The organism is Sphingomonas aliaeris (genome assembly GCF_016743815.1).
GTDB lineage: Bacteria > Pseudomonadota > Alphaproteobacteria > Sphingomonadales > Sphingomonadaceae > Sphingomonas > Sphingomonas aliaeris.
The window spans coordinates 2,544,736-2,571,628 of sequence record NZ_CP061035.1; the positions used below are offsets into that span (position 1 = coordinate 2,544,736).

Consider the following 26,893-nt stretch of genomic DNA (forward strand, 5'->3'; position numbering starts at 1 on the left):
GTTGCGCGGGGCGCGCGGGCGGCGGTTGCGCCGCCACGCGGGCACCGGTTGCACAGCCGCGCACGCGACGGCATAGCGCAGGCCATGCATGACATCCGATCGATCCGCGAAAACCCCGCCGCTTTCGACGCCGCCCTGGCAAAACGCGGCGTATCGCCGATTGCATCGGATCTGGTCGCGCTGGACGAACGCCGCCGCGCACTGATTACCGAGGCGCAGGTCGGCCAGGCCCGCCGAAACGAAGCGAGCAAGGCGATCGGCGCGGCCAAGGCGCAGAAGGACGAGGCCACCGCCGCCGCCCTGATGGCGGAGGTCGGCGCGCTCAAGGAACGCCTGCCCGCGATCGAAGCGGAGGAAAAGACGCTGGGCGAGCAGTTGACCGGTCAACTCGCCGCCATCCCCAACCTCCCCTCGCCGATGTTCCCGAGGGCGCTGACGAGGACGGCAACCAACTCGTTCACACGCACGACACACCGACGATCCTGTCTTTCCCCGCAAAGGAACACGACCTGATCGGCCCCGCGCTCGGGCTGGATTTCGAAACCGGCGCGGCAATGTCCGGCGCGCGCTTCACGTTGTTGCGCGGCGCCGCCGCGAAACTGCACCGCGCGCTCGGCCAGTTCATGCTCGACACGCTGACCGAACGTCACGGCTACGAACTCTGCGCCCCACCCCTGATGGTCCGCGACGAGGCGGTGTTCGGTACTGGGCAGTTGCCTAAATTCGCCGAGGATCTGTTCCGCACCACCGACGGCCGCTGGTTGATCCCGACGGCGGAAGTCAGCCTGACCAACATCGTCCGCGACAAGATCCTGACCGAGGGTGAATTGCCGCTTCGCTTCACCGCGCTCACGCCCTGTTTCCGGTCCGAAGCCGGATCCGCCGGTCGCGATACGCGCGGCTTCATCCGCCAGCATCAGTTCGAGAAGGTCGAGATGGTCTCGATCGTCACGCCCGACGCCTCCGAGGCGGAACACGAGCGGATGACCGCCTGCGCCGAAGGGTTGCTCGACGCGCTCGGCCTGCCGTTCCGCCGGATGAAATTGTGCACCGGCGACATGGGCTTCACCGCCGCTCGCACCTATGATCTGGAGGTCTGGCTGCCCGGGCAAAACCAGTATCGCGAAATCTCCAGCTGCTCGACCTGCACCGATTTCCAGGCCCGCCGCATGAATGCGCGCTTCCGGCCGGAAGGCGAGAAGGCGACACGCTTCGTCCACACGCTAAACGGCTCGGGCCTCGCGGTCGGCCGCACGCTCGTCGCGGTGATCGAGAATTACCAGCAGGAGGACGGATCAGTCGCGATTCCCGATGCGCTCCAACCCTATCTGAAGGGCCTGAACCGTCTGGAGCCGGCGGCCTGATGCGCATCCTGATCACCAATGACGACGGCTATCACGCCCCCGGCCTGACCGTCCTCGAACATATCGCCGCCGCCTTTTCGGACGATATCTGGGTCGTCGCACCGGCGGAGGAGCAATCGGGCGCGGGCCATTCGCTGACGCTCAGCCGCCCGATCCGCGTTCGCAAGCATGCCGACCGGCGCTACGCCGTCGCGGGCACGCCGACCGATGCGGTGATGATGGCGCTCGCCCGCATCATGAAGGACGATCCGCCCGACCTGATCCTGTCCGGCGTCAATCGCGGGGCCAATCTGGCGGAGGACGTGACCTATTCCGGTACCGTTTCCGCCGCGATGGAGGGTGCGCTGGCCGGCGTGCGATCGATCGCGCTCAGCCAAGTCTATGCCCGCGAAGGCATGGGCGATACCGTCCCGTTCGAAGCCGCCACCGCCTGGGGCCAGCGTGTCCTCGCCCCCTGATCGACGCGCCGCTCGCAGCCCGAACGCTCATCAACGTCAACTTCCCCGCCTGCGCCGCCGATCAGGTGCAGGGCATCCGCGTCGCCAATCAGGGCCTGCGCGATTATGGCCGGTTGCAGGTCGATACTCGCCGCGACCCGCGCGGCTACGAATATCACTGGTTCTCGCTCGGCCCGGTCGTGCAGACCCCCGCGCATGCCACCGATCTGGAGGCGGTCGCGGACAATTACGTCTCCGTCACCCCGCTGCATCTCGATCTGACGCATTACGAATCGGTCGACCTGCTCCACGCCGCATATCGATAGGAGTCCGGGGATGCGCGGACCGATCGCGGCGCTGGTCGCCAGCGCACTGCTCGGCGGTTGCATCCCCGCCGGCCGCGAATCGATCCCGCAGCGCCGCCCGGTGCCGCAGCCCGCCGACAATCGCTACCCGCAAGGCGCCCCGCCGGCCGAAACCGATACGCAGGTCGATCGCTACGAACCGCGCCGCGTGGACGAACCCGTCCGCGCCGCCGAACCCCGCCGCCCCGACAAGCCGCGCCGCGAAGCGCCTGTCCAGCAGGTCCCAAGCGCCCCGCCCGCGTGGAAGGCACGCCCGGTCACCCCGGATGCGCAGACGGTCCCCGCCACCACCTACACCGTCCGCGCCGGCGACACGTTGCGCGCCATCGCCGACCGCACCGGCTCCGGCATGGAGGCGATCGCCCGCGCCAACGCGCTGCCGCCGCCCTATGTCGTACGCACCGGGCAACGGCTCCAGATACCCGCGGGCCGCTATCATCTCGTCCGGCTTGGCGAGACCGGCATCGCCATCGCGCGCGCCTATGGCATCGACTGGTCGCGCATCGTCACCGCGAACGACCTGCCCGAACCCTATGCCCTGCGCGTCGGCATGCGCATCCTGATCCCCGGCAACGCCCCCGGCCGCTCCAGCATCGAGGAGCGCGCCTCCGCCTTTAGGATCGACGTCGACGACCTCGTTACCGGCAGCAGTCCCGCGATCGCCGCGACGCAAAGCCCCGCCAGGCCGACCACCTCGCCCACCCGCGTGCTGCCGCCGACCACCCCGTTCAAGGAACCGGATCGCCTGCGCGGCGGGTTCGTCTGGCCGGTGCAGGGCCGCGTGGTCGGCAAATTCGGCCCCGGCGCCAGCGGCGAGCGCAATAACGGCATCAAGATCGCAGTCCCCATCGGCACGCCCATCAAGGCGGCCGCGGACGGCGTCGTAGCCTATGCCGGGGACGAGATCGCGGCGCTCGGCGGCCTCGTCATTGTCAAGCACGGCGATGGCTGGACGACTGTCTACGGCCATGCCAGCCGCCTGCTCGTCCAGCGCGGACAGGCGGTGAAACGCGGCCAGAAGATCGCATTGTCCGGCGATTCCGGTTTCGCCGACCGCCCCGAACTCCACTTCGAAATGCGCAAGGGCCGCGCGCCGGTGAACCCCGTCCCGCAACTTCCCGCCAACTAAAGCCCCTCCCCTTCAGGGGAGGGGTTGGGGTGGGGCCGACCAGCAATGCCGACCTCTACGAGACATCCCCACCCCACCTCCCCTGAAGGGGAGGCGCGTTTATTGAAGGTGTTCCGGAGTTCGCCAAAACCCGCTAAGCGCCCCGGCATCATGACCGAGCACCAATCCCCCCTGCTGCGCACCCTCGCCGACCGCGGCTATATCCACCAGACCACCGATGCGGCGGCGCTCGACGCGCTCGCGCAGACGCAGGTCGTGCCCGGCTATATCGGCTTCGATCCGACCGCGCCGTCGCTGCACGTCGGCAGCCTCGTGCAGATCATGCTGCTCCGCCGCCTGCAGCAGACGGGGCACAAGCCGATCGTCCTGATGGGCGGCGGCACCGGGAAGATCGGCGATCCCAGCTTCAAGGACGAGGCGCGCAAGCTGCTCGGCGAAGAGGGCATCCAGTCCAACGTCGCGTCGATCAAACGCATCTTCGAACGCTTCCTGACGTTCGCGCCGGAGGGTGAGACGGGCGGCCCCACCGACGCGATCATGCTCGACAATGCCGAATGGCTCGACGCGCTGGAATATATCCCGTTCCTGCGCGATGTCGGGCAACATTTCTCGGTCAACCGCATGCTCAGCTTCGACAGCGTCAAGCTGCGGCTGGACCGCGAACAGTCGCTCAGCTTCCTCGAATTCAACTATATGATCCTGCAGGCGTACGATTTCCTCGAACTGTCGCGTCGCGCCGGATGCCGGCTGCAGATGGGCGGCAGCGATCAATGGGGCAATATCGTCAACGGCATCGAATTGTCGCGCCGCATGGACGGCACCGAAGTCTACGGCATCACCACCCCGCTGATCACCACCGCGGATGGCGGAAAGATGGGCAAGACCATGTCGGGTGCGGTCTGGCTGCACGAGGACCAGTTGCCGCATTTCGATTACTGGCAGTTCTGGCGCAACACCGACGACCGCGATGTCGGCCGTTTCCTGCGCCTGTTCACCGATCTGCCGCTGGACGAGATCGCCCGGTTGGAATCGCTGGAAGGTGCCGGCATCAACGAAGCGAAGAAGATCCTCGCCAACGAAGCGACGGCGATGTGCCGCGGCTGCGCGGCCGCCGACGAAGCGGCGGAAACCGCGCGTCGTACCTTCGAGGAAGGCTCGGTCGGCGGATCGCTCCCGACCTTTGTCGTGTCCGCTCCGATCGCGGTGATCGATGCGCTGATCGGCCTCGGCTTCGCGAAATCGAAGGGCGAGGCGCGCCGCCTGATCCAGGGCGGCGGCGCGCGCGTCGGCGGGGAAAAGGTCACGGACGAGGCGATGACGATCACCGTCGGCGCCGATTCCGTAGCGATCGCCGCGGGCAAGAAGAATCACGGATTGCTCGTCGCCGGCTGACGATATCGACCCGGAATGGGTCGATATCGCTCGGTTCACCGCGTTTTCCCTGCGGTACGTTTCGTTAAGCAGGTTCCTTTCGGCCCGCTTTACGCCTCCCCCATAGCGTCGGTAATGCGTTCACTTGGGGGATTATCCAAACATGGCCTCGGGCAATACCGCCTATGCCGAAAGCCGCGCGACACCGCGCGACGAAGTCCATTACCGCGCCCGCGGTTTCGGGCCGGACGCGCGTGCGTTGTCGCTGCTGATCGTCAACATTTCCGCACAGGGGCTGATGGCGCGCTACGATAACGATCTGCCGGTCGGCGCCCGACTGCGCGTCACACTGCCGATCGTCGGCGTCGTCGCGGCACAGGTGCGCTGGTCGCTCGGCGGCCGCATCGGCTGCGAACTCGATCATCCGATAGGTCAGGCCGATTATTTCGACCTGCTCGCGGTGCTGATCAAAGCCAAGTAAGCCGATCCTCCCCGGCGACGGGGTCCTCCCCGGAACGGGGAGGGGGACCATGAGCATTCAGCGAAATGGTGGTGGGGCCTCTCCACCAGCGAATCGCCCGCGGAAAGCCCCCTCCGCCAGCCTGCGGCTGCCACCTCCCCGTGCCGGGGAGGATCACCCAGTTCGCCGAAATCTCACCACCCGTTCGGGCTGAGCCTGTCGAAGCACCTGCCCCCCAATTTCGCGCTCACCCGCTCCGCAGCAACGCCACCCCGGCATCCCGCTCGAACAGATACAATGCCGTCCGCGCCGCCTTACCCCGTTCGCCATCCAGCCCGCCGTCGCGGTCGATCAGCAACCGCGCATCGTCGGTCGCCACCGGCAACAGGTCGCTCAGCATTTCCGGCGTGGCGATGCGGAACGCCGCCTCGCCCGACTGCTTCGTGCCGAGCAATTCGCCCGACCCGCGCAGCCTCAAATCTTCTTCCGCAATGCGGAACCCGTCATTCGTCTCGCGCATCAGCGCCAGCCGCGCGCGAGACGTCTCGCCCAGCGCATTGCCGCGCACCAGCAGACAATTCGACTTGCCCGACCCGCGCCCCACGCGCCCGCGCAACTGATGCAACTGCGCCAGCCCGAACCGGTCCGCCGCCTCGATCACGATCAACGTCGCATTGGGCACATCGACGCCCACCTCGATCACGGTCGTCGCGACCAGCACACCCGTCTTCGCCGCGGAGAAGTCGGACATGACCGCATCCTTTTCCGGCCCCTTCATCCGCCCATGGACCAGCCCGACCCGGTCGCCGAACCGCGCCCGCAGCGTCTCCGCGCGCGCCTCCGCCGCCGCCAGATCGCTCTTCGCGCTTTCCTCGACCAGCGGACACACCCAATAGGCCTGCCCGCCATCCGACAAATGCCGCGCCAGTGCATCGACCACATCGGCCAGCCGGTCCTCCGATATAACCCGCGTCTCGATCGGCTGGCGACCCGGCGGCATTTCGTCCAGCTGGCTGACGTCCATCTCGCCATAATGCGCCAGCGTCAGCGTGCGCGGGATCGGCGTCGCGGTCATCGCCAGCAGATGCGGCGCGGTCTTCGCCTTGGCCTGCAGCAACATGCGCTGCGCCACGCCGAAGCGGTGCTGCTCATCCACCACGACCAGCCCCAGATCCTTGTAGGTCACCGCCTCCTGAAAGATCGCATGCGTTCCGATCAGGATATCGATCGTCCCGGCTGCCAGTCCCATCAACGTCGCCTCGCGGACCTTCCCCTTGTCGCGCCCGGTCAGGATCGCGACCTCGACGCCCAGCCCGGCCAGCTGCCGCCGCAACGTCTCGTAATGCTGCCGCGCGAGGATTTCGGTCGGCGCCAGCAACGCCCCCTGCGCCCCCGCCTCCACCGCGATCAGCAACGCCATCGCGGCGACCAGAGTCTTGCCCGATCCGACATCGCCCTGCAGCAGGCGCAGCATCGGCTGCTGCTGCGCAAGATCGCCTTCGATCTCGCGCACCGTCCGCGCCTGCGCACCCGTCAGTTGGTAGGGCAGCTTCAGCGCGTCGCGCAGCCGTCCGTCTCCCTGCAACGCCCGTCCCCGCCGAGCCCGCGACGATTGCCGGACGAGGCTGAGCGCAAGCTGGTTGGCGAAGATCTCGTCATAGGCCAGCCGTTCCTTCGCCTTCGCATCCGACGGATCGGCATGCACGCGCGTCAGCGCCTCGCGCCACGCCGGCCATTCGCGCTTGGCGAGCAGCCCCGGCTCGATCCATTCCGGCAGGTCCGGCGACCGCTCGATCGCCTGCGCGGTCAACTGCCCCATCCGCCGCGACGTGATCCCTTCCGACAACGGATAGATCGCCTCGCGTTCGCCGGCGTCGGGCGCTTCGTCCAGCGGCAGGCAGTAATCGGGGTGAACGATCTGCAATTCCTGACCGTACAGTTCCAGCCGCCCCGAAACGCGCCGCTCCTCGCCCAGCGGCGCCAGCTTCTTCGCCCAGCCGGGATGCCCGCCGAAATAGACCAGGCTGACGTAATTTCCCGCCGCGTCCGTCGCCTGGACGCGCGTCGGCCCGCGTCCGTTGCCCGACCTATAACTCTGTGCGGTCAGCGTGATCGCGATCGTCCGCCCCGCATCCGCCATGTCAAGCTCGGTGCGCGGCACGCGGTCGATCCACCCAGTCGGCAGATGAAAGGCGACATCGACGATCCGCCCCAGCCCGAGTCGCTCCAGCGGCTTGGCCAGTCCCGGGCCGATGCCCTTCAGTGCCGTGACTTCGGCGAACAATGGATTGAGGATATCGGGCCGCATGACTATCTGGTGGCCTTACCCCTCCCCGACGCGCGCCGCCAGCGCCCGCCGGCAATCGTCGTTGGAGTCTGCATGGACCGCGAGATACGCCTGAAACGCCTGCACTTTCGCGCCCACCACCGCGGCGTGAAGGAAGCCGACCTGCTGATCGGCGGTTTCTTCGATGCCCACGCCCGGAACTGGAGCGAGGATGAAATCGTCCTGTTCGAGGATCTTATGGAGGAACAGGATGTCGACATCATGGCCTGGGCAATGGGCATCGAACCCGCGCCGGATCGCTATGCCGGCACGCTGATGGAAGCGATGAAGCTGCTAAACTACGTCCACATCCCCCGCTGAACCTCATTTCTCCCCTCCCTGGAAGGGAGGGGTCAGGGGTGGGTGGAGGCCGGGCGTTACTGCGGCCACACTCTATCAGCCCACCATATCGCATGCATCCACCCACCCCCAGCCTCTCCCTTCCAGGGAGGGGAGCCAAGTTGAACCCATGCCCGACCTGAAGAAGATCCTCTCCGCCACCACCCCGATCACGCTGTCCGGCGTGCCCGCGGGGTTCGAACCGTGGCTGCTCGCCGATCTCGCGCGCGCCGCCGCGACCCGGGCGGTCTTCATCGCGCCGGACGAAGCTGCGATGCGCTCGGTCGCGGCGACGGCGCAGGTCTTCGCGCCGGAGCTGGAGGTGATCGCCTTCCCCGCCTGGGATTGCCTGCCCTACGACCGTGCCAGCCCGACGCTGCACGTCATGGCCGAACGCATGGCGACGCTCCACCGCCTGCAACAGCCGACCAAGGCGCCGCAACTGCTCGTCACCACCGCCAACTCCGCTGCACAGCGCACGCTGACCCCGTTCCGCATCCGGCAACTCGTCACGCGGCTCGCCCCCAAGGCGCGGATCGACCGCGACCGGCTGGCGACGATGTTGCAGGCGAACGGCTATGTCCGCGTCGAGACCGTCCACGATTCGGGTGAGTTCGCCGTCCGCGGCGGTCTGGTCGACCTGTTCCCCAGCGGCGAGCCACAGGCCTTGCGCCTCGATTTCTTCGGCGACGAGATCGAATCCGTCCGCACCTTCGACCCACAGGATCAGCGCACCACCGGCCGCGTCGACGGCTTCACCCTGCTGCCCGCATCGGAAACGCTGCTGGACGAGGACAGCATCAAGCGCTTCCGCAGCCGCTACCGCGAACGCTTCGGCGCCACCGCGACGGGCGACCCGCTCTATCAGGCGATCAGCGAGGGCCGCCGCCTGTCCGGCATGGAACATTGGCTGCCGCTGTTCGAGGACAAGATGGCGACGCTGTTCGACCATCTCGGCCCGACCGGGCCCGGCGGCGCGGTTGTCGTGCGCGACGACGGGGTCATCGCCGCCGCCGAACAGCGGTTCGAGGCGATCACTGACTATCACGACAACCGCGTCCAGGCGCAGCGCAGCGATCCGGGCAGCTACCGCCCCCTCCCCGCCGACGCGCTATACCTCACCGCGCAGGAGTTCTCGAGCCTTGCCAATGCCTGCCCGACGCACCAGACCGCGCAGTTCCACGAACCCGAAAGCGCTACCGTCCTCGATTTCCAGGTCGACGGCCCGCGCGATTTCGGCGCCGAGCGCGCGTCCGGCGTCAACGTCTACGATGCCGTCGTCCACCACCTCAAGACGCTGCAGCGCGACGGCAAGAAGATCATCCTCGCCAGCTATTCGATCGGCGCGCGCGAGCGTCTGTCTTCGCTGCTCGCCGATCACGGCCTGACCGGCGCGGTCAAGGTCGAAACCTGGCAGGAGGCGCAGGGCGCCGCCGCGAAAGCCGTCGCCCTGCTCGTCCTGCAGCTCGACCACGGCTTCACCGCGCCCGACATCGCGCTGCTGACCGAACAGGACATGCTCGGCGACCGGCTCGTCCGCCGCCGCAAGCGCAAGAAATCCGCCGACGCCTTCCTCGCCGAACTGGCGATGCTCACCCCCGGCGATCTGGTCGTCCACGCCGATCACGGCATCGGCCGCTACGAAGGGCTGACCTCTATCCCCGTGGGCCAGAGCCCGCACGATTGCGTCGCGCTCAGCTATGCCGGCGGCGACAAGCTGTTTGTCCCCGTGGAAAATCTCGAAGTCCTGTCGCGCTACGGCTCGGACAGCGAGGGCGCCAGCCTAGACAAACTGGGCGGTGAGGCGTGGCAGCGCCGCAAGTCCCGCATGAAGGAGCGCATCCGCGAGATCGCGGGCGAACTCATCGCCACCGCCGCCGAACGCGCGCTTCGCCCCGCCGACGTGATCGAGGTCGATTCCGGCTACGCCCAGTTCGTCGATCGCTTCCCGTACGAGGAAACCGACGATCAGGATCGTGCGATCAACGATGTGCTGGCGGATCTTGCCAAGGGCACGCCGATGGACCGGCTCGTCGTCGGCGATGTCGGCTTCGGCAAGACCGAAGTCGCCCTGCGCGCCGCCTTCGCCGCCGCGATGGCCGGCATGCAGGTCGCCATCGTCTGCCCGACGACCCTGCTCGCGCGTCAGCATTTCAACAACTTCTCCGCCCGCTTCGAAGGCTTCCCGATCAATGTCGGCCGCCTCTCCCGCCTCGTCGGCACCGCAGAGACGAAGGTGACCAAGGACGGCCTCGCCGACGGCCGCATCGACGTCGTCGTCGGCACGCACGCAATCCTCGCCAGGAATATCGACTTCAAGCGCCTCGGCCTCGTCATCGTCGATGAGGAACAGCGCTTCGGCGTCACGCACAAGGAACGGCTGAAGGCGCTGAAAAGCGACGTCCACGTCCTCACACTCACCGCCACGCCGATCCCGCGCACGCTCCAGATGGCGATGTCGGGCCTGCGCGAACTGTCCGTCATCCAGACCCCGCCGGTCGACCGCCTCGCCGTGCGCACCTACATCATGCCGTGGGACCCGGTCGTCCTGCGCGAGGCGTTGCTGCGCGAACATTATCGCGGCGGACAAAGCTTCTTCGTCACCCCGCGCGTCGCCGACATTCCCGCGATCGAGGAATTCATGCGCGATCATGTGCCGGAGGTCCGCGCCGTCGTCGCGCACGGGCAGATGTCCGCCAGCGAGGTCGAGGAACGCATGTCCGCCTTCTACGACAAGAAGTTCGAGGTGCTCGTTTCCACCACCATCGTCGAATCCGGCCTCGACATCCCCAGCGCCAACACGATGATCATCCACCGCGCCGATCGCTTCGGTCTCGCCCAGCTCTACCAGCTGCGCGGACGCGTCGGCCGCGCCAAGACCCGCGCCTATGCGTACATGACCACCCCCGCCAACCGCATCGTCACCGAAACCGCGGAAAAGCGGCTGAAGATTCTGTCCGATCTCGACAGCCTCGGCGCTGGCTTCCAACTCGCCAGCCACGATCTCGACATTCGCGGCGCCGGCAATTTGCTCGGCGACGAGCAGTCCGGCCATATCAAGGAAGTCGGCTACGAACTCTACCAGTCGATGCTGGAGGAAGCGATCATGGACGCCAAGGCCGGCGGCCAGAAACTGCGGCCGAAGGATTTCAGCCCGCAGATCACCGTCGACGCCCCGATCCTCATCCCGGAAGAATACGTCCCCGATCTCGACCTGCGCATGGGCCTGTACCGCCGCCTCAACGACGTCGAGGATCAGGACGGCCTGGAGGCGTTCGCCGCAGAAATGATCGACCGCTTCGGCGCGCTGCCCGACGCCACCGAAAACCTCGTCCGCGTCATCGAGATCAAGCTCAACGCCAAGAAAGCCTGCGTCGCGAAGATCGACATCGGCCCCAAGGGCGCGCTCGTCACCTTCCACGACGACAAGCCGCCCAACATCCCCGGCCTGCTCGCTTGGGTCGACAAACTCGGCGGCGTCGCGAAACTGCGCCCCGACAGCAAGCTGGTGGTCCAGCGCACCTGGGGCGACCCGAAGGCCCGTCTGCACGGCGCGTTGCAATTGTCGAAAGGGCTGGCGCGGGCGGCGGGGTGAGGCCTCTTCCCGTTTCCCGCCGGTTTTGGAGTTCCTAATAGGCAAGCGGCCAAAACGCGGATAGGGTGATCCTACTGGACAATCGGCAACAAACCGGCTAGCCGTTTGTTCCGCATTTGTTCTACATGCTTAACCAGGATGGATCGTGCGTAAAGTCTTCGCTTACTCCTTCCAGTTTACGGCTCAATAAAATGCTAATTTACCGTCGCACCAGCATCTTTGAGTCTCCTGCGCAGACGTTGGTGAACACCGTCAACTGCGTCGGTGTGATGGGTAAGGGACTTGCCCAGGCGTTCCGCGACCGTGAGCCCGCGATGTTCGCAGCGTATAAGCGCATCTGCGATCAGAAGGCGTTAGTGCCCGGCAAGCTGTGGCTATGGCGGGGGCGCGGCAGTTGGGTGCTGAACTTTCCGACAAAGATGCATTGGCGGAATCCGTCGAGAATCGAGTGGATCGAACAAGGTCTCGCAAAATTTGTCATAGCATATGAAGCGCAGGGGATCACGGAAATTTCATTTCCGCTCCTCGGCTGTGGTAACGGCGGGTTGGACTGGAACGACGTTCGACCGGTCATGGAGCATTACCTCTCTCAGGTCTCCATCCCCGTGTACATTCACGATCACACTGTCGATGTAGGCTTGCCCGAGCACCTTGAAGCTGTGGCCGTCGCCCTGCGGGCCGAAAAAACGACGACAACATCATTCGATGGCTTCATGGCGTCGATCGGCAAGGCGGTCGACCTTTCCAATGGTAAGCTCGAAACGCTCGACTCGCGGAGTACGTTCGCCGCGCATATGAGAGATGATCGCGGCCTAGCGATCGAGACCGAAACGGCGACTTGCTTGTTTGAGGAAGATGACCTTCGTGGGGTTTGGCTCGACCTCCAAAATGGGCTGCTGACCGAAAGAAAGGCTGGCTGGGCTATCAGAGGGGGGGCGCCCTTGCTTTCAATTCTCAGCGTTTTGCCCAACATCCGCCCTGTTCAGATACAACGCGCAGGGTCGGCGGCGCCTGAATACGCCGTTGAGCCATGCCCAAATGGTAGAGGCTTTGAAGCTGCCACACAGAGCAAGCAGCAGTACGAGTTGGCATGGCATTAAGGACGGCTTTCGTTGACGAACATATTGCGCGTCAGACTCAGCGGCTGACCAGTGAGTATTACCCGCACCGCAGACATTGGCCGGCGCGACTATTTCATCATGCGCCGCTGGAGAACGCCGTTGCTATCTTGCAAGCAGGCTTTCTTCGGTCACGTAACGACCCTTTCAATCGTCACCCCAGGGACGTTGCAGCGCCTGACGTAATAAATACGAGAGTGGATGCTCACGATCACGTCCGCCTGTATTTTCGTCCGAAGACGCCAACGCAATACAGCATCGAGGGCATTCGCAAGCTGAATGAATGCCCCTATGGTGAAGTAACTCATGCGCCGTTCCTCGTGATGTTTGCGTTCGACGCAAGATCAGTATTATGTCAACCGGACGTACGCTTCTCTGATCGAAATATGCAAATAGGCACGACCGTATCGGGGAATACCGAGGATTACTTCGGCCAGATACCGTTCGAGAAAGTTTTCAGTGAGGGAAACACCGGAGGCGACCGGTCGATTACAGACGCGCGCTCGGCTGAAGTCTTGACCTCTTCCCCTTTAAGCCTGCGTGACTGTCTCCGAGAAATTTATTTTCGATCGGAACCAGAACGTGACACCGTGCTGCACATGCTAGGCGCACAGCGCGAGACGTGGGCAAAGATGGGTCATGTATCCGATGCACTTAAGGTTTTCCAGAAGCGGCACACCTTTGTGCAAGAGGTTACCCTAACCCCGGAAGGCGTAACCTTTCTGCTCAACCCCCGGCATGACTTGGAAAAGGTCAAGGTGGCGATCTCGATAACTGATGCTGCGGGTCGTTAAGTTGCGGACTTTTACAATGAAGCTTTGGATGCCCGGCCACCCGGCAACAATCGCTGGATATACAAGCACGCGTTTGCAGACGGAACATACCAGGTCGAGATACAACTGGAGGATCATCTTGCGTACCGCGCAATGATCCCACTGGACAGCATCCTTTTCTAACGAGATCATCAGAGCTATCCAGCGCATGCAAGTGGTTGGAACCTGAACGAACGAAAGAAGCTAAGGAAATTGTCATGCTTGATGATTGGCTGGATTTGAGCGGTATCGGCCATAAGCGCCTCGGGTCACGCAACTATAGAGGCGCACTCCTTCTAAGGGGAGTAAATCGCGCGCAGCCGGACCGCCCCACCGGTGATCCGGGAAGTCCTTCACCTATCCCCGCCGCCTTGAAGGCAGGAGACTGGGCACGAACTTGTTACGAACTATGATCCGCCGCGATCCGCCACCCGCCCCGCTCGCGCACGAACAGCAACGTCGTCGGCCCGGTCTGGTCCGCCACGCCTGCAACCCGCAGCCGATACCGCGCCACCAGCAGCGCATGCCGCGCATCGATTGGCGTGAACCGCAGCGTCTCGAACGACAGCATCCCCCGCTTCGCCGCCCCCTCCGGCGTGAAGCGCGGGCGGTATCGCGCGGCGATCGCCGCCTTGCCCGTCACCAGCCCGTCCTTCGCGACGAAGCTGGTGTCCGGCGCATCCGAATAGACGCGCATGAACCGGTCCAGATCGCCCGCATTCCACCCCGCGGCGCTGTCCGCCATCGCCGCCATGATCTCGGCATGAACCCTGTCCGCGCCCGCGACCGGCCCAGCGACCGGCCCCGCAGCCGACATCGGCACGGCAACCGCCAGAACCACCGCCAGACCGATCATGCCCCGGCCCCCGTCTTCGCGCCCATCCGTGCCTCCATCATCGCCGCCAGCGCCGCGCTCGACACCGCTTCGGAACACAGGAAGCCCTGATAATATTGGCACCCTTCCTTCGCCAGCAGCTCCAGCTGTTCCTCCGTTTCGACGCCTTCCGCGATCACCGACAGGCCCAGCGATCGTGCCATGTCGATCACGCCGCGCACCACCACGCGGTCGCGCACGGTGCCGGTAATGTCCTGCGCCAGTTTCTTGTCGATCTTCAGATAGTCGAGCGGCAACGACTTCAGATAGGCGAGGCTGGAATAGCCCGTGCCGAAATCGTCGATCGCGATGCGGCATCCGGCCTGACGGAACACGGTCAACAATGCCGACGCGATGCTCAGATCCTCGATCAGCCCGCTCTCGGTGATCTCCAGCGTCAGCCGCCCGCGCGGGAAGCCGCTATGGTCGATCCTGTCGAGAAACAGGTCGGCAAAGCCCGGGCGCGCAATGTCGCCCGCGGTCAGGTTCAGCGACAGCCGCAATCGTGACAGCACCGCCGGCCAGGCCGCCGCGCGCTCCAGCACGATGCGCTGGATATGGTCGGACAGCGCGATCTCCAGGTCGGCACGCGCGGCGGCGGCGAACAGCAGGTCTGCGCCGATCGTCCCCATCGCCGGGTGATCCCACCGCGCCAGCGCCTCGACGCCGACGATCGTGCCGTCCGCCATCGATACCTGCGGCTGGAAGACGATGTCGATCTCGCCATGATCGATCGCCGGGCCCAGCTCGCCCGCCAGCCGGTCGACCGGCGCATCCTCCTCACGCGCGTCGGCCACGCGCAACGTCGCGCTGTCCGACGCCTTCGCCTCGGCCAGCGCCTCGCTCGCCCGGCGCAGCAACGTCGCGGCATTTTCCTCGTCGTTGCGCTCCGCCATGCCGATCCGGCACCCCAGCACCGCGATCGAATCGCCGACGACGAACGGCTTGGACAGCGCGCTCGCGATGCGCTCCACCGCCAGGTCGATCCGCTCGCGCGGCGCGTCCGTCGCGATCAGGAATTCGGACCCGCCCATCCGCGCGACGAGAGCGCCCTTTTCCAGCGCCTCGCGCGCCGCCGCCTCGATCCTCCGGTGCGCGCCACGCAGCAGCGCGTCCCCGGCGACGCGGCCATACGCCGTGTTGACGACCTCGAACCGGTTGAGCGCCACCAGCACGACGGCCAGCGCGCCGCCGCCGTTCAGACGCCGGTCGATCCACCGTCGCGCGCCGCCCGCGTCGCGCGATCCGGCCAGCGCGTCGCGCATCGCCGCCGTCGTGTCCGGCGCACTGCCCAACGGTTCCACCAGTGCGTCGATCCGCTGCGCCTGCCGGTCATGCTGCAAATGCTGCACGACCCGCCCAATCCCATTTAAATCGTGCGCGAATGCCGTTGCACTCCGCTCCCCGCCCAATCTTCGAAGGGCGAGGAAAGCCGCCCGCCGCTCGGGCCGGTCCAACACGCGCAACAAAACGCGAACTGTGGCACTTTCGCCAACATCCACCATCCGCGCCAGGGCTGGCGTCACCTGAATTGTCCGCCCCCGCAGATCGAACCGCCAGCCCAGCGGATCGACCGGCGCACTCGCCTGCCACTCTCCCGCCATGCCCTCGGCATAGCGCGCCGCAAACCGCAGCGACTGCACGAACTCCGTCTCGCTGAACGGGCTTGCCAGGAAATGAGTCGCCCCCGCATCGTAGAATCGCGCCACGGCATCCACATCGCCGCGCGACACGAGTGCCAGCATCGCCCCGCCGTTCGACACCACCGCCCCGCTCATCGCAGCCGCCGCCGCCAGCCCCTCGGCCAAGGCTCCGCGGGCATCCACCACCGCAACGGCCGCGCCACTCGCAAGGAATCGCCGCTCTGCGCCTTCCGCCCGCCGCGCTGCTACGACCTGCCAGCCCGCTTTGGCCGCCAGCGCCGCCAGTTCGTCGCGTTGCCGGAACGACAGGATATACAGCGGGGTGGGATTGCCTTCGGTCACGTCTTCCCCGTTCGCATGCTGCGCGATCTTACTGTCCGACGTTTACAAAATAAGAACAAGAGGCAGACGGGTTTGCCGTGCCCCGCCCGACGTATCGCGGACAGCCCTTGTAGCGCCTCTGTCAAAGGCTTAGCTCTCTTCCCATGAAATGCGCGCCCTCCCTCGTCGACAGTCATGGTCGGACGATCAGCTATCTGCGCATTTCGGTCACCGACCGATGCGACCTGCGATGCCGTTACTGCATGTCGGAACAGATGACCTTCCTTCCACGAGCCGCTGTCCTCAGCCTCGAGGAGATTGCGCTGATCGCCGAGCGGTTCATCGCGCGCGGTATCCGCAAGATTCGCCTGACCGGTGGCGAACCGCTGGTGCGACGCGACGTCGAGCAGCTTGTCCATCGCCTCGGACGCCATGTCGGGCACGGCCTGGATGAGTTGACGATGACGACCAACGGCAATCGCCTCGCCGAACATGCCGGGGCTTTGGTCGACGCCGGAATGCGCCGTATCAATGTCAGCCTCGATACGCGCGACCCCGACCTGTTCCGCTACATCACGCGACATGGCGATGTCGCGCGAGTGATCGGCGGCATCTTTGCGGCGCGCGATGCGGGTTTGCGCGTCAAGATCAACATGGTCGCACTAAAAGGGCAAAATGACGGCGAGATCGCGTCGATGCTCGGCTGGTGCCGGGACGAAGGTCTGGACCTGACTGTGATCGAGACGATGCCGTTAGGTGCGATCGACGAGGATCGCGTCGATCGCTTCATGCCCCTGACCGCGGTGATGGACGATCTGCGCGCGAGCTTCCCCTTGGTTCGCGACACACATAACAGCGGCGGCCCGGCACGATACTGGCGGATCGACGGCACCGACACGCGGCTTGGCCTGATCTCGCCGTTGACGGGCAATTTCTGCAGCACCTGTAATCGCGTCCGCCTGACGACGGAGGGCGTGCTGTACACCTGCCTGGGGCATGACGATCAGGTCGATCTGAAAACCATCCTGCGCACCGACGGAATTTCCGGCCTCGATGCCGCGCTGGATTCGGCGATGCGCACGAAACCGGTCGCGCATGACTTCGATATCGCTGCATCGGCCCCGGCCGTATTCCGCCACATGAGCGTGACCGGCGGATGAGCGAGCAGCGCCGCGCGCTCGTCGCATCCCCCACCCCGCCGGCTCAGGCCGCGGCAAAGGAGCTTGCCGACGTCCATGACTGGGTGTCGGTGCAGGATGCCGACCTGATCGTGGCCCTGGGCGGCGATGGCTTCATGCTGCAGACGCTGCATGCAATGCTCGAACGACGGAAACCCCTGGTGCCGGTCTACGGGATGAACCTCGGCACGGTCGGCTTCCTGATGAACGAATGGCATCGTCACGGCCTTGACGACCGGCTTGCGCGGACGAAGCCGTTCAAGGTCGTCCCGCTTGCGATGACCGCGGAGACCATGGACGGCGAAGTCGTCACCCTGCCTGCGATCAACGAAGTCTCCCTCCTGCGCGAGACGCGCCAGACGGCGAAGCTGGAAGTCACGCTGAACGACCGCGTCGTCCTGCCCGAACTGGCCTGTGACGGCATCCTCGTTGCTACCCCTGCCGGCTCGACGGCCTACAATTTCTCGGCGCAGGGCCCCATCCTGCCGCTGGGCTCGGCCATGCTCGCGCTGACGCCGATCAGCCCGTTCCGTCCGCGACGGTGGCGCGGTGCGATCCTGCCGGACAAGGCGAGGATCAGCCTGCGCGTGCTGGAACCCTCGAAGCGCCCGGTCAGCGCGGTCGCCGATCAGCGCGAAGTCCGCGATGTCGCCCGCGTCGATATTTCGATCGACCGGGCGCGCGAACTGACATTGCTGTTCGATCCGGAACACGCGCTGGACGACCGCATAACGATGGAGCAGTTCGCTGCTTGATAAAGATCGGTCGAAACAGCCTTGCATCCTCGTTTCAGCCGGTTATAGAGCCGCCCTCGGCTTCATTCCCTGATAGCTCAGCGGTAGAGCTCTCGACTGTTAATCGAGCGGCCGTAGGTTCGAATCCTACTCAGGGAGCCACCTCTCACTGGCGGAAATGCGGCGTGTTAGGTCGTTGAAGCCATCGCCGAGCCAGGCGCTCTTTACACCTATTCTCACATTCTCGTTCCGGCCGCCAAGCCGAGCGCGTCTCCCATCAGTAGTCCGCTTCGGACCGTTGATTCGATGCCGGTCACGAGCGCGGGGATCCTACGTCACGACGTTACGTGACTGGTCGTGGTGGTTCTCACGCACCATCCGACTGCGTTTTGGAGGCGGATAAGGTCGCTAGAACCCGCCGTGGCCGTTTGGATCGAAAGGGTTCGAGATTCAGCTTCAGTAGCGCAGATCCTCGTAACGCGTTAGATTACGCACTTAGAGCATTCTGGAGTCGTGTTATGTTCGGACTGATGATCGTTTTAGCCGCTGCGCAGTCTGCCGCTCCCGCATATCCCCCCGCGGGTATTTCGCGAAACCGGGCGGCGGAGACCAAGGTGGTTTGCAAATCTGAAAAGATTGTTGGCAGCACCATTCCGCGGCGGGTCTGCCGAAATGTGCCGCAGGACTCAACGGAGGCGCGGCTTTCTCAAGAAGCTCTTGGCAGCCAGAAAGAATATGCGCGGGCCGGCCGGAATTGACCTGTCCGGGCCTGATGGTCTTCCACTACATCGAGCATAAGCCATGCTGGCAAGACCTTGTGTTGGGATCGCAACCCGCGCCGTAAAGCCCGCCGATCTCGTGTGGCTACCTTCCGCAACGGCATTGTCGTTCGACTATTCCGCCAGCGGCCTTGCATCGTTTCAAGCGCCGAATACCGGGCCCGGCGTCAACTACTTCTGATCGCAAGGTGCGGACTGCTACTTCCCGTCGGACATTGCCGGTCGGGACATGCGCTCGCCCCGACCTCCTGAACGTTGCGAAGAGTGGTAATCTGCATTTCGCGAAGGACGTAGTGGTCCCGGAAACGGCGACCTGGGGCATGTTGCTGGCGGGCTTCGACATGATCGGCGCGGCAATGCGAACACGCCGCCCCAACACGGCAGTTTCGTTCGCCTAAATCCATTCAACTATGCGGGCATCATCAAGCCGCGGGTCCAAAGGCCGGCGGCTTTTTCCTATTGATGCATAACAAATGTTGTGATCAATGACTTCGCCCGGCAAACGGGTGCGGAACGGGCGGTGTTGCCGGCCGCTCGTGGCGCGACCCCCGCGCCGGCAGCGAGGCCGAAAGCCGTCAAGCCTCCGCTGGCTGTTCTTCGGCGATGATGGGATCAGCATGACGAAGTGGTCCGCCGAACGGATGCATTCTCCGCGACCATTGGCGTACTGCGGCATCGATCGATACGGTGCCTCTTTCCAGTTGTGCCAATGGTGCAAAGAAGACTTATCGATGGATTTCTGGTCATGGTCCTGATGGGACATTCACTCGCCACAGCGGATGGCCGGCTGCTCGCCGTCGATCCGCAGGTGTCTGAAATCCTGCATCGGGAAGAACGCGATCTGATCGGCGTGACCTTTCAGTCGATTACGCATCCTGGCGATCTCGACGGCAATGTCGCGGCTGTGACGGCGTTGCGGGTCCAGGATGGACCGGTATCGCTTCGAAAGCGATACGTCCGCCCCGACGGATCGGCGGTCTGGTCCAGCATCCAGGTGTCCCGCCTGCATGCCGACGACGGAAGCAAGCTCGTCGGCACGATCCAGCTCGTCGCCTCACCCTTTGCTACCGAGGGTCCGCAGGAGTTGTGGAAGTCCGCCAAGCGTCTGACCGCGCTGATCGAACGACGTCGGACCGAACTGACCGACGAACTTTTCAACGATTACCCCTGGCTCATCCTGCTTCAGATCTATCTCGCAGAGGCGGAGGCGCGAAAAGCCGATCTGGCGAACATCAGCGATGCTCTCAGCCTGCGTGGATCCGCCACCGAACGCTGGGTTCGGGTGCTCGAAAATAAGGGACTGATCGAGCGATCGAAATGGACCGATTCACTGCCTCAACTGACGACGCTTGGCGTTACGAAGGTCGAGCGCCTGCTTCTGACCGATATCCCCGTTTAAAGGATTATGCTGCGGAGCTTTGATCGACGCCGGTAACGATCCGATCACGTTCGATCGGGTCAGCCTGCGTTCAGGCGGTTCGTCGGATAATTCGCCCGTCCCGCCCGGGACACTTGTGCCGGATCGTTCGTTCCCCATCTCATGTCAGTCATCGACCAGCCTGCTGCTCGGGCTGATCGACCGGAGGAAGTCATGTCGCAGTCCAGATTGAAATTCGGCGGTGCTTTGCTTGCCGCTACCGCAACGCTCGCCTTGGGCGCTTGTGCTACCGAAACGAGCTATCGCCCGGCAACCGGTTCGGGCTTTTCCCGCACCGGCTATAGCGATCGCCAGATCGAGCCTAACCGTTATATCGTCAGCTTTGCGGGTAACACCTACACATCACGGGATACCGTCGAACGGTACCTGCTGTTCCGCGCCGCCGAACTCACGCTGTCGCGCGGCTATGACAATTTCATCCTTGCCGACAAGCAGACCGATCTGCGCAGCCGGACGTACAGCACGCCCGGTCTGGGCTATGGCGGGTTCGGCTATGGAGGCGTCGGCGCTTTCGGCGGCTGGGGTCCTAGCTGGCGGTATCGCGGACGCGGTTTCGGCTGGCGCTCGTGGGATCCGTATTTCGGCGATCCCTTCTGGGACCGCGGCGTGGACATTCAGACGGTCGACAAGTTCGAGGCGACTGCCGAGATCGTCCTCGGCAAGGGTCCCAAGCCGCGCGACAATATCCGGGCATTCGATGCGCGCGCCGTCATCGACAGCATCGGGCCGAGCGTGGTCGTTCCAAAGTAACGCTTAACACCCATTCGACAAAAAAGGGCGACCCATCAGGGCCGCCCTTTTTGTTTCACTGAGCTGCCGGGAAGAAGAGTAGCCCCCTCCCCGTCAGGCCACGCCGCCGATCGCGCCGTGGCAATGCTTGTACTTGTTGCCTGAACCGCATGGGCACGCCGCATTGCGGCTTACCTTGCCCGCCCATTCCGATGGATCGCTGCCGAGATCGTTGCCCTGCGGCTGCGGGATCGACAGCGGCGGCAATCGCGTCTGGATCAGCCCGAGCGAGCCGGCATCCACGTCGTTGCTGTCATCCTCCCCGGTGAACGGATCGAAGTGCGTCGTGATGAAATCCGGCAGGTCTGGCAAGGCCGGCGCATTCTGCTCGCGGAACTCGGCGAAGGCGATCGTCCGGGTCACGTCCTCGCGGATATTCTCCAGCATGCGCTCGAACAGCGAGAACGCTTCCTGCTTATACTCGTTGATCGGCGTCTTCTGCGCATAAGCGCGCAAGTGGACGACCTGGCGGAGCGCGTCGAGCGTCGCCAGATGCTCCTTCCAGTGATGGTCCAGGTTCTGCAGCAGGATCGACTTCTCCACCTGCACCCAGACGTCCGGCTCCAGCTGCGCGGCTTTTTCGGCAACATGTGCATCGGCCTCGGCACGAACGCGTTCCTCGACCAGTTCCGGGTCGATCGCTTCCTCTTCCAGCCACGCCTCGATCTGCGGATCGATCGCCAGTGTCGTCAGCAGCCGCTCGCGCAGGCCCGCGACGTCCCACTGTTCGGGATAGGAGTTGGGCGGGCAGGCCTCGCCGACGATCGCATTGACCGTCTCGGTGCGCATATCCTCGACCACGTCGCCGACCGTCGCCGCATCCATGATGTCGCTGCGCTGTTCGTACACGACCTTGCGCTGGTCGTTCATCACGTCGTCATATTCGACGACCTGCTTGCGGATGTCGTAGTTGCGTGCCTCGACCTTCTTCTGCGCGGTCTCGATCGCCTTGCTCAGCCACTTGCTGCCGATCGCCTCGCCATCGCCGATATTGTTGCGCATCATCCGCGCGAACAACGTGTCCGGCCCGAAGATGCGCAGCAGGTCGTCGTCCAGGCTGAGATAGAAGCGGCTCAGGCCCGGATCGCCCTGACGACCCGAACGCCCACGCAACTGATTGTCGATGCGGCGGCTTTCGTGCCGCTCCGTGCCCAGAACGAACAGGCCGCCCGCTTCGAGCACCGCCTTCTTTTCCGCCTCGATCTCGACAGTGATACGGCTGGCGGCCGCGTCATAGTCCGGCGTTCCCATGACGAGGTCGGGATGCTCGTCCAGCATGCGGAATTCCAGGTTTCCGCCCAGCTTGATGTCCGTTCCGCGCCCGGCCATGTTGGTCGCGATCGTCACTGCCGACTTGCGCCCGGCCTGTGCGACGATATGCGCCTCCATCTCGTGATAGCGCGCGTTCAGCACCTTGTGCTCGACGCCTTCCTTCACCAGGAACTCGCTCAGCAGTTCGGACTTCTCGATCGAAACCGTGCCGACCAGCACCGGCTGGCCGAGATCGGCGTGATATTTGATCTTCTTCGCGATTGCCGCAAACTTGTCGGCCGTGTCCTTGTAGAACTCGTCCTCCTCGTCGACGCGCTTCACCTCGACGTTGGTCGGGATGGTCACCACGTTCATCTTGTAGATATCGTAGAATTCCGCCGCTTCGGTCGCCGCCGTGCCGGTCATGCCGGCCAGCTTCGGGTACATGCGGAAATAGTTCTGGAACGTGATCGAGGCCATCGTCTGGTTTTCGGGCTCGATATCGACGCCTTCCTTGGCCTCGACCGCCTGGTGCAGGCCGTCCGACCAGCGCCGACCGTCCATCATGCGCCCGGTAAACTCGTCGATGATGATGACCTTGCCATCCTTGACGATGTAATCGGTATCCGCCTTGAACATCACGATCGCGCGCAGCGCCTGGTTCAGGTGATGCACGACCTGCGTGTTCTCGAAATCGTACAGATTGTCGCCCTGCAACAGCCCGGCGGCTTCCAGCATCCGCTCGACCTTCTCCGTCCCGTCCTCGGTCAGGATGATCGTCTTCTGCTTCTCGTCCTTCTCGTAATCCTCTGCGGTCAATTGCTTCACCACCAGATCGACCGAGCGGTACAGGTCCGACTTGTCGTCGGTCGGGCCGGAAATGATCAGCGGCGTACGCGCCTCGTCGATCAGCACCGAATCGACCTCGTCGACGATCGCCATCGCGAAGGGCCGCTGCACCATCTGGTTGCGCTCATACTTCATGTTGTCGCGCAAATAATCGAACCCGAACTCGTTGTTCGTGCCGTAGGTGATGTCCGCGGCATAGGCTTCGCGGCGCTGATGATCGGTCAGGTTGGGAATGATCGTACCGGTCGTCAGGCCGAGGAAATTGTACACCTGCCCCATCCACTCGGCGTCGCGCGCGGCGAGATAGTCGTTGACGGTGATGACGTGCACGCCCTCGCCCGGCAGCGCGTTCAGGTACGTGGCCAGCGTGGCGACCAACGTCTTGCCCTCGCCCGTCCGCATCTCCGCGATTTCGCCGCGGTGAAGCACGATGCCGCCGACCATCTGCACGTCGTAGTGGCGCTGGCCGAGAACGCGCTTCGCCGCCTCGCGCACCGTCGCGAACGCTTCGGGCAGCAGGGCGTCGAGCTTCTCGCCTTCGGCCAGGCGGGCGCGGAACTTCACCGTCTGCGCAGCAAGATCCTCGTCGGACAGGGCAGAAATGGTGGGTTCGAACGCATTGATCTTGGCGACGATACCGCCGAGCGATTTGACGTACCGGTCGTTGGACGACCCGAAGAGCGTTTTGGCAAAGCCGCCGAGCATGGCAATTTCCTGTGGATTTGAGATGGCGCGGGCGAACGATCGCCATGCGCAAGATGTACGGTGAAAAGGTAAAGGGCGGGCGTAAGCCGCACCGCCGCAGCGCTTATTCGCGCCGCTTGTTCAGATAGATCGGGGTCGCGGAAACCAGCGCGTCGGCCACGGTGGCCGGCGCTGTGACGGAGGCCGCAACGGTCCAATCGCCTGCCAATGCGAGCCACGACCGGATGGCCTCTGCGGGTGCCACGGTCATGGCCACGCCGGTCCCGGCCTCGGCCAATCCACCATAGCTGCGCTCGACCTGCACGTCCGCCACACGCCCGCCCGAGATCACGCCGGTCAGCGCGCTCAGAATGGCAGACAGGAACAGCAGCAGGTTCAAGCGTTAAGGCCCCTTCGATCGATCACGTCGGGACATAGGGACTGAAAGCCCCGCCGTCCACTCGACTCGACAGGTCCGATTTGAGCCACATCACCCTGCACCGCGGTCGCATCGTCGCATCCGTTGCAAAAAGCTACTGGTCAAATTCGTCCCGTCTTCATACCGACGGCGCACGGACGCATCCGAGCCGCAGGAGAAGGACAGTCATGACCGATACGATCCCCACAGAGGGCAAGCAGCTTTTCTCCACCGTGACCGACGACAATCGTCTCGAACTGTCGATGCGGACGGTGCCGGTCGGCGAACCGGGCGATACCGAAGTGCTGATCCGCGTCGATGCCGCACCGATCAATCCGTCCGATCTCGGCGTAATGCTGACGGTCGCGGATAGCGACTCGTTCGAGGCCGGCGACGACAGCGCCTCCGCGCCGATCCCCGAAAAGCTCCAGCGCGCGGTCGCCGCGCGCAAGGGCGTGTCGATCCCGATCGGCAACGAAGGCGCCGGCCTGGTAGTCAAGGCGGGTTCCTCGCCCGAGGCGCAGGCGCTGCTCGGCAAGACCGTCGCGCTCGCCGGTGGCGGCATGTATGCGACTTATCGCATCGCAAAGGCCAATGCCTGCATGGTCGTACCGGAAGGAACGACGGCCGAGGAGGGCGCCTCATCGTTCGTCAATCCGCTCACCGCACTGTCGATGATCGGGACGATGCGGCTCGACGGGTACAAGGCACTTATCCATACGGCCGCCGCTTCCAATCTCGGCCAGATGCTCGTCAAACTGTGCCTCGCCGAGGGCGTCGACCTCGTGAACATCGTCCGCAGCCAGGAACAGGTCGATCTGCTGAAGTCGCTCGGCGCCAAATATATCTGCGACATGAGCCAGCCGGACTTCGCCAAGGACCTGACCGCCGCGATCGCCGAGACGCAGGCATTCCTGGCGTTCGACGCGACCGGCGGCGGGCGCCTCGCCAACCAGATCCTGACCGCGATGGAAGCCGCCGCGCTCAAGACGCAGAAGGCGAACGGTCCGTATGGATCGACCCAGTACAAACAGGTCTATCTCTATGGCGGCCTGAACACCGCGCCGACCGAACTGACGCGCGGCTTTGGAATGTCGTGGGGGATCGGCGGCTATCTGCTAACCTATTTCCTCCAGCGCGTCGGACAGGAAGAAACGGCGAAGCTGCGCGACCGTGTCGGCGCCGAACTGAAGACCACCTTCGCGAGCGCCTATACCAGCCGCATCACGTTGGAAGAGGCGATCGATCCGGCGACCATTGCCGCCTACAACAAGCGCGCGACGGGCGAAAAATATCTGATCACGCCGCAGGCATAGACAGGATGCCCGCATCGCTCGGCCGAGCGATGCGGGCGTTCGACATTGCGCATCGGCCCATGCAATCTATGAAGGCGGCATGACCGTATCTCCCCTCGCGAAACCGTTTCCCGTCCTGCCCGCGATCGCAGGAGTCACGCCGCGTGTCGCTCGCGCGCGTTACAAGAACTGGGATCGGTGCGACCTGACCTTCGTGACGCTGGACGAGGGCACCACGGTCGCCGGCGTCACCACGCAAAGCAAATGCCCCTCACCCGAAGTCGAATGGTGCCGCAAGGCGCTGACATTGGGCAAGGCCCGCGCACTGGTCGTCAATGCGGGCAATTCCAACGCCTTTACCGGCAGCCGCGGACGCTCGGCCGTCGAGGCGATCGCCGCGCGGACCGCCTCGCATCTCGGCTGCCAGCCCTCCGACGTGTTCGTATCCTCGACCGGCGTGATCGGCGTTCCGTTGCCGATCGACAAGGCCGAGGCCGGGCTCGACGCCGCCTACGTCGCGGAAGTATGCAGTTGGCAGGACGCCACAGACACGATCGGTACGACCGACACCTTCCCCAAGGCGGCTACCACCAGCGCGATCGTGCAGGGTCGGACGGTCAACCTCGTCGGCATCATCAAGGGGTCGGGGATGATCGCGCCCGATATGGCGACGATGCTCGGCTATGTCTTCACCGACGCCGCGGTCGATCCGGCTTTCCTGCAGGGTTGCCTGACGGCGGCGAATGCGACCACGTTTTCCTGCATCACCGTCGATAGCGACACATCGACCAGCGACACCGTGCTGGCCTTCGCGACCGGCAAGGCGGGCAACACCCCCTCGCCTCGTCCGACGATGACGGCGCGGATGCGTTCGCAGCGGCGCTGGCCGATCTGTGCCTGCAACTCGCGCACCTCGTCGTCCGCGATGGCGAAGGCGCGACCAAGTTCATCCGGATCGACGTGACGGGCGCGGAAAGCGACAAGAGCGCCCACCGTGTCGCGATGAGCATCGCCAACTCCCCCTTGGTCAAGACCGCGATCGCGGGCCAGGACGCCAATTGGGGCCGTATCGTCATGGCCGTCGGCAAAGCGGGCGAGGCTGCCGACCGTGACAAACTGTCGATCCGCTTCGGTGAAACGCAGGTCGCCAAGGCGGGGCTGGCCGTGGAAGGGTATGACGAAGCTCCGGTGACGGCGCATCTGCAAGGCAGCGACGTGGATGTCGGGGTCGATCTTGGTCTCGGCGAAGGCCGCGCGACGATCTGGACCTGCGATCTGACGCACGGGTACATATCGATCAACGCGGATTATCGCAGCTGATGAC

Annotated in this window: 19 protein-coding genes, 1 tRNA gene and 3 pseudogenes; 18 read left to right on the forward strand and 5 right to left on the reverse strand. The window is 64.5% G+C overall.

Annotated features, from left to right (window positions below; genetic code table 11):
- Positions 1-84: 84 nt before the first annotated feature.
- The 5 genes and pseudogenes from serS to H5J25_RS12035 all read left to right on the forward strand — a co-directional run bounded on the left by serS (position 85) and on the right by H5J25_RS12035 (position 5,147).
- Positions 85-1,364 (forward strand): annotated as a pseudogene (gene serS / locus H5J25_RS12015) (serine--tRNA ligase).
- A pseudogene (gene surE, locus H5J25_RS12020) lies at positions 1,364-2,127 on the forward strand (5'/3'-nucleotidase SurE). Before serS ends, surE begins: the two co-directional pseudogenes overlap by 1 nt.
- Positions 2,128-2,137: 10 nt before the next feature.
- Positions 2,138-3,295, forward strand: a complete 1,158-nt coding sequence (locus H5J25_RS12025) for a M23 family metallopeptidase (protein WP_202091303.1) — start codon at positions 2,138-2,140, stop codon at positions 3,293-3,295.
- Positions 3,296-3,445: 150 nt separating this feature from the next.
- Positions 3,446-4,687, forward strand: coding sequence for a tyrosine--tRNA ligase (tyrS, locus tag H5J25_RS12030; protein ID WP_202091305.1), 1,242 nt, complete (start codon positions 3,446-3,448; stop codon positions 4,685-4,687).
- Positions 4,688-4,829: 142 nt separating this feature from the next.
- A complete protein-coding gene (locus tag H5J25_RS12035) occupies positions 4,830-5,147 on the forward strand; it encodes a PilZ domain-containing protein (RefSeq protein ID WP_202091311.1) in 318 nt (105 codons plus the stop codon).
- 226 nt (positions 5,148-5,373) lie between these two features.
- On the opposite strand, the gene recG is transcribed toward H5J25_RS12035, so the two are convergent.
- Complete coding sequence (gene recG, locus H5J25_RS12040; RefSeq protein ID WP_202091313.1) at positions 5,374-7,434, reverse strand: ATP-dependent DNA helicase RecG; 2,061 nt, start codon at positions 7,432-7,434, stop codon at positions 5,374-5,376.
- Positions 7,435-7,506: 72 nt separating this feature from the next.
- Here recG and H5J25_RS12045 point away from each other — a divergent pair, with 72 nt between their 5' ends.
- The 4 genes from H5J25_RS12045 (at position 7,507) to H5J25_RS12060 (ending at position 13,298) form a co-directional block, all read left to right on the forward strand.
- Positions 7,507-7,773, forward strand: a complete 267-nt coding sequence (locus H5J25_RS12045; protein ID WP_202096339.1) for an FAD assembly factor SdhE — start codon at positions 7,507-7,509, stop codon at positions 7,771-7,773.
- Between the two features lie 148 nt (positions 7,774-7,921).
- Positions 7,922-11,386, forward strand: a complete 3,465-nt coding sequence (gene mfd, locus H5J25_RS12050; protein ID WP_202091315.1) for a transcription-repair coupling factor — start codon at positions 7,922-7,924, stop codon at positions 11,384-11,386.
- Between the two features lie 242 nt (positions 11,387-11,628).
- Positions 11,629-12,486 (forward strand): macro domain-containing protein, encoded by an 858-nt coding sequence (locus H5J25_RS12055; protein ID WP_225883085.1) that lies wholly within the window; start codon positions 11,629-11,631, stop codon positions 12,484-12,486.
- Positions 12,477-13,298: a DarT ssDNA thymidine ADP-ribosyltransferase family protein gene (locus H5J25_RS12060; RefSeq protein ID WP_202091318.1), complete on the forward strand. Its 822-nt coding sequence runs from the start codon at positions 12,477-12,479 to the stop codon at positions 13,296-13,298. The genes H5J25_RS12055 and H5J25_RS12060 overlap by 10 nt, the downstream gene beginning before the upstream one ends.
- Before the next feature lie 418 nt (positions 13,299-13,716).
- Here H5J25_RS12060 and H5J25_RS12065 read toward each other — a convergent pair whose 3' ends face one another.
- Together H5J25_RS12065 and H5J25_RS12070 are read right to left on the reverse strand one after the other, a co-directional pair.
- A complete protein-coding gene (locus tag H5J25_RS12065; protein ID WP_202091320.1) occupies positions 13,717-14,172 on the reverse strand; it encodes a YybH family protein in 456 nt (151 codons plus the stop codon).
- Positions 14,169-16,175, reverse strand: coding sequence for a putative bifunctional diguanylate cyclase/phosphodiesterase (locus H5J25_RS12070; RefSeq protein ID WP_225883086.1), 2,007 nt, complete (start codon positions 16,173-16,175; stop codon positions 14,169-14,171). The genes H5J25_RS12065 and H5J25_RS12070 overlap by 4 nt, the downstream gene beginning before the upstream one ends.
- Before the next feature lie 143 nt (positions 16,176-16,318).
- On the opposite strand from H5J25_RS12070, the gene moaA reads away from it, so the two are divergent.
- The 7 genes from moaA to H5J25_RS12105 all read left to right on the forward strand — a co-directional run bounded on the left by moaA (position 16,319) and on the right by H5J25_RS12105 (position 21,033).
- Positions 16,319-17,314 carry a GTP 3',8-cyclase MoaA gene (moaA, locus tag H5J25_RS12075; RefSeq protein WP_202091322.1) on the forward strand — a complete coding sequence of 332 codons (996 nt, stop codon included), beginning with the start codon at positions 16,319-16,321 and terminating at the stop codon, positions 17,312-17,314.
- Complete coding sequence (locus tag H5J25_RS12080) at positions 17,311-18,087, forward strand: NAD kinase (protein WP_202091324.1); 777 nt, start codon at positions 17,311-17,313, stop codon at positions 18,085-18,087. Before moaA ends, H5J25_RS12080 begins: the two co-directional genes overlap by 4 nt.
- Positions 18,088-18,153: 66 nt before the next feature.
- Positions 18,154-18,228: transfer RNA gene (locus tag H5J25_RS12085), tRNA-Asn, on the forward strand.
- Positions 18,229-18,584: 356 nt separating this feature from the next.
- Positions 18,585-18,824 (forward strand): hypothetical protein, encoded by a 240-nt coding sequence (locus H5J25_RS12090; RefSeq protein WP_202091326.1) that lies wholly within the window; start codon positions 18,585-18,587, stop codon positions 18,822-18,824.
- 314 nt (positions 18,825-19,138) lie between these two features.
- Entirely contained in the window at positions 19,139-19,243 is a 105-nt protein-coding gene (locus H5J25_RS12095; protein ID WP_225883087.1) for a PEPxxWA-CTERM sorting domain-containing protein, read from the forward strand.
- Between the two features lie 347 nt (positions 19,244-19,590).
- Positions 19,591-20,244 carry a PAS domain-containing protein gene (locus H5J25_RS12100; protein WP_202091335.1) on the forward strand — a complete coding sequence of 218 codons (654 nt, stop codon included), beginning with the start codon at positions 19,591-19,593 and terminating at the stop codon, positions 20,242-20,244.
- A gap of 192 nt (positions 20,245-20,436) precedes the next feature.
- Positions 20,437-21,033 (forward strand): CC0125/CC1285 family lipoprotein, encoded by a 597-nt coding sequence (locus H5J25_RS12105; protein WP_202091336.1) that lies wholly within the window; start codon positions 20,437-20,439, stop codon positions 21,031-21,033.
- 93 nt (positions 21,034-21,126) lie between these two features.
- On the opposite strand, the gene secA is transcribed toward H5J25_RS12105, so the two are convergent.
- On the reverse strand, positions 21,127-23,877 hold the full coding sequence (gene secA, locus H5J25_RS12110; protein WP_202091342.1) for a preprotein translocase subunit SecA: 2,751 nt from the start codon (positions 23,875-23,877) through the stop codon (positions 21,127-21,129).
- A 103-nt stretch (positions 23,878-23,980) separates the two neighbouring features.
- Entirely contained in the window at positions 23,981-24,256 is a 276-nt protein-coding gene (locus tag H5J25_RS12115) for a hypothetical protein (RefSeq protein ID WP_202091344.1), read from the reverse strand.
- 206 nt (positions 24,257-24,462) lie between these two features.
- On the opposite strand from H5J25_RS12115, the gene H5J25_RS12120 reads away from it, so the two are divergent.
- Entirely contained in the window at positions 24,463-25,590 is a 1,128-nt protein-coding gene (locus tag H5J25_RS12120) for a zinc-binding dehydrogenase (RefSeq protein ID WP_202091346.1), read from the forward strand.
- 79 nt (positions 25,591-25,669) lie between these two features.
- A pseudogene (argJ, locus tag H5J25_RS12125) lies at positions 25,670-26,889 on the forward strand (bifunctional glutamate N-acetyltransferase/amino-acid acetyltransferase ArgJ).
- The last annotated feature ends 4 nt before the right edge of the window (positions 26,890-26,893 follow it).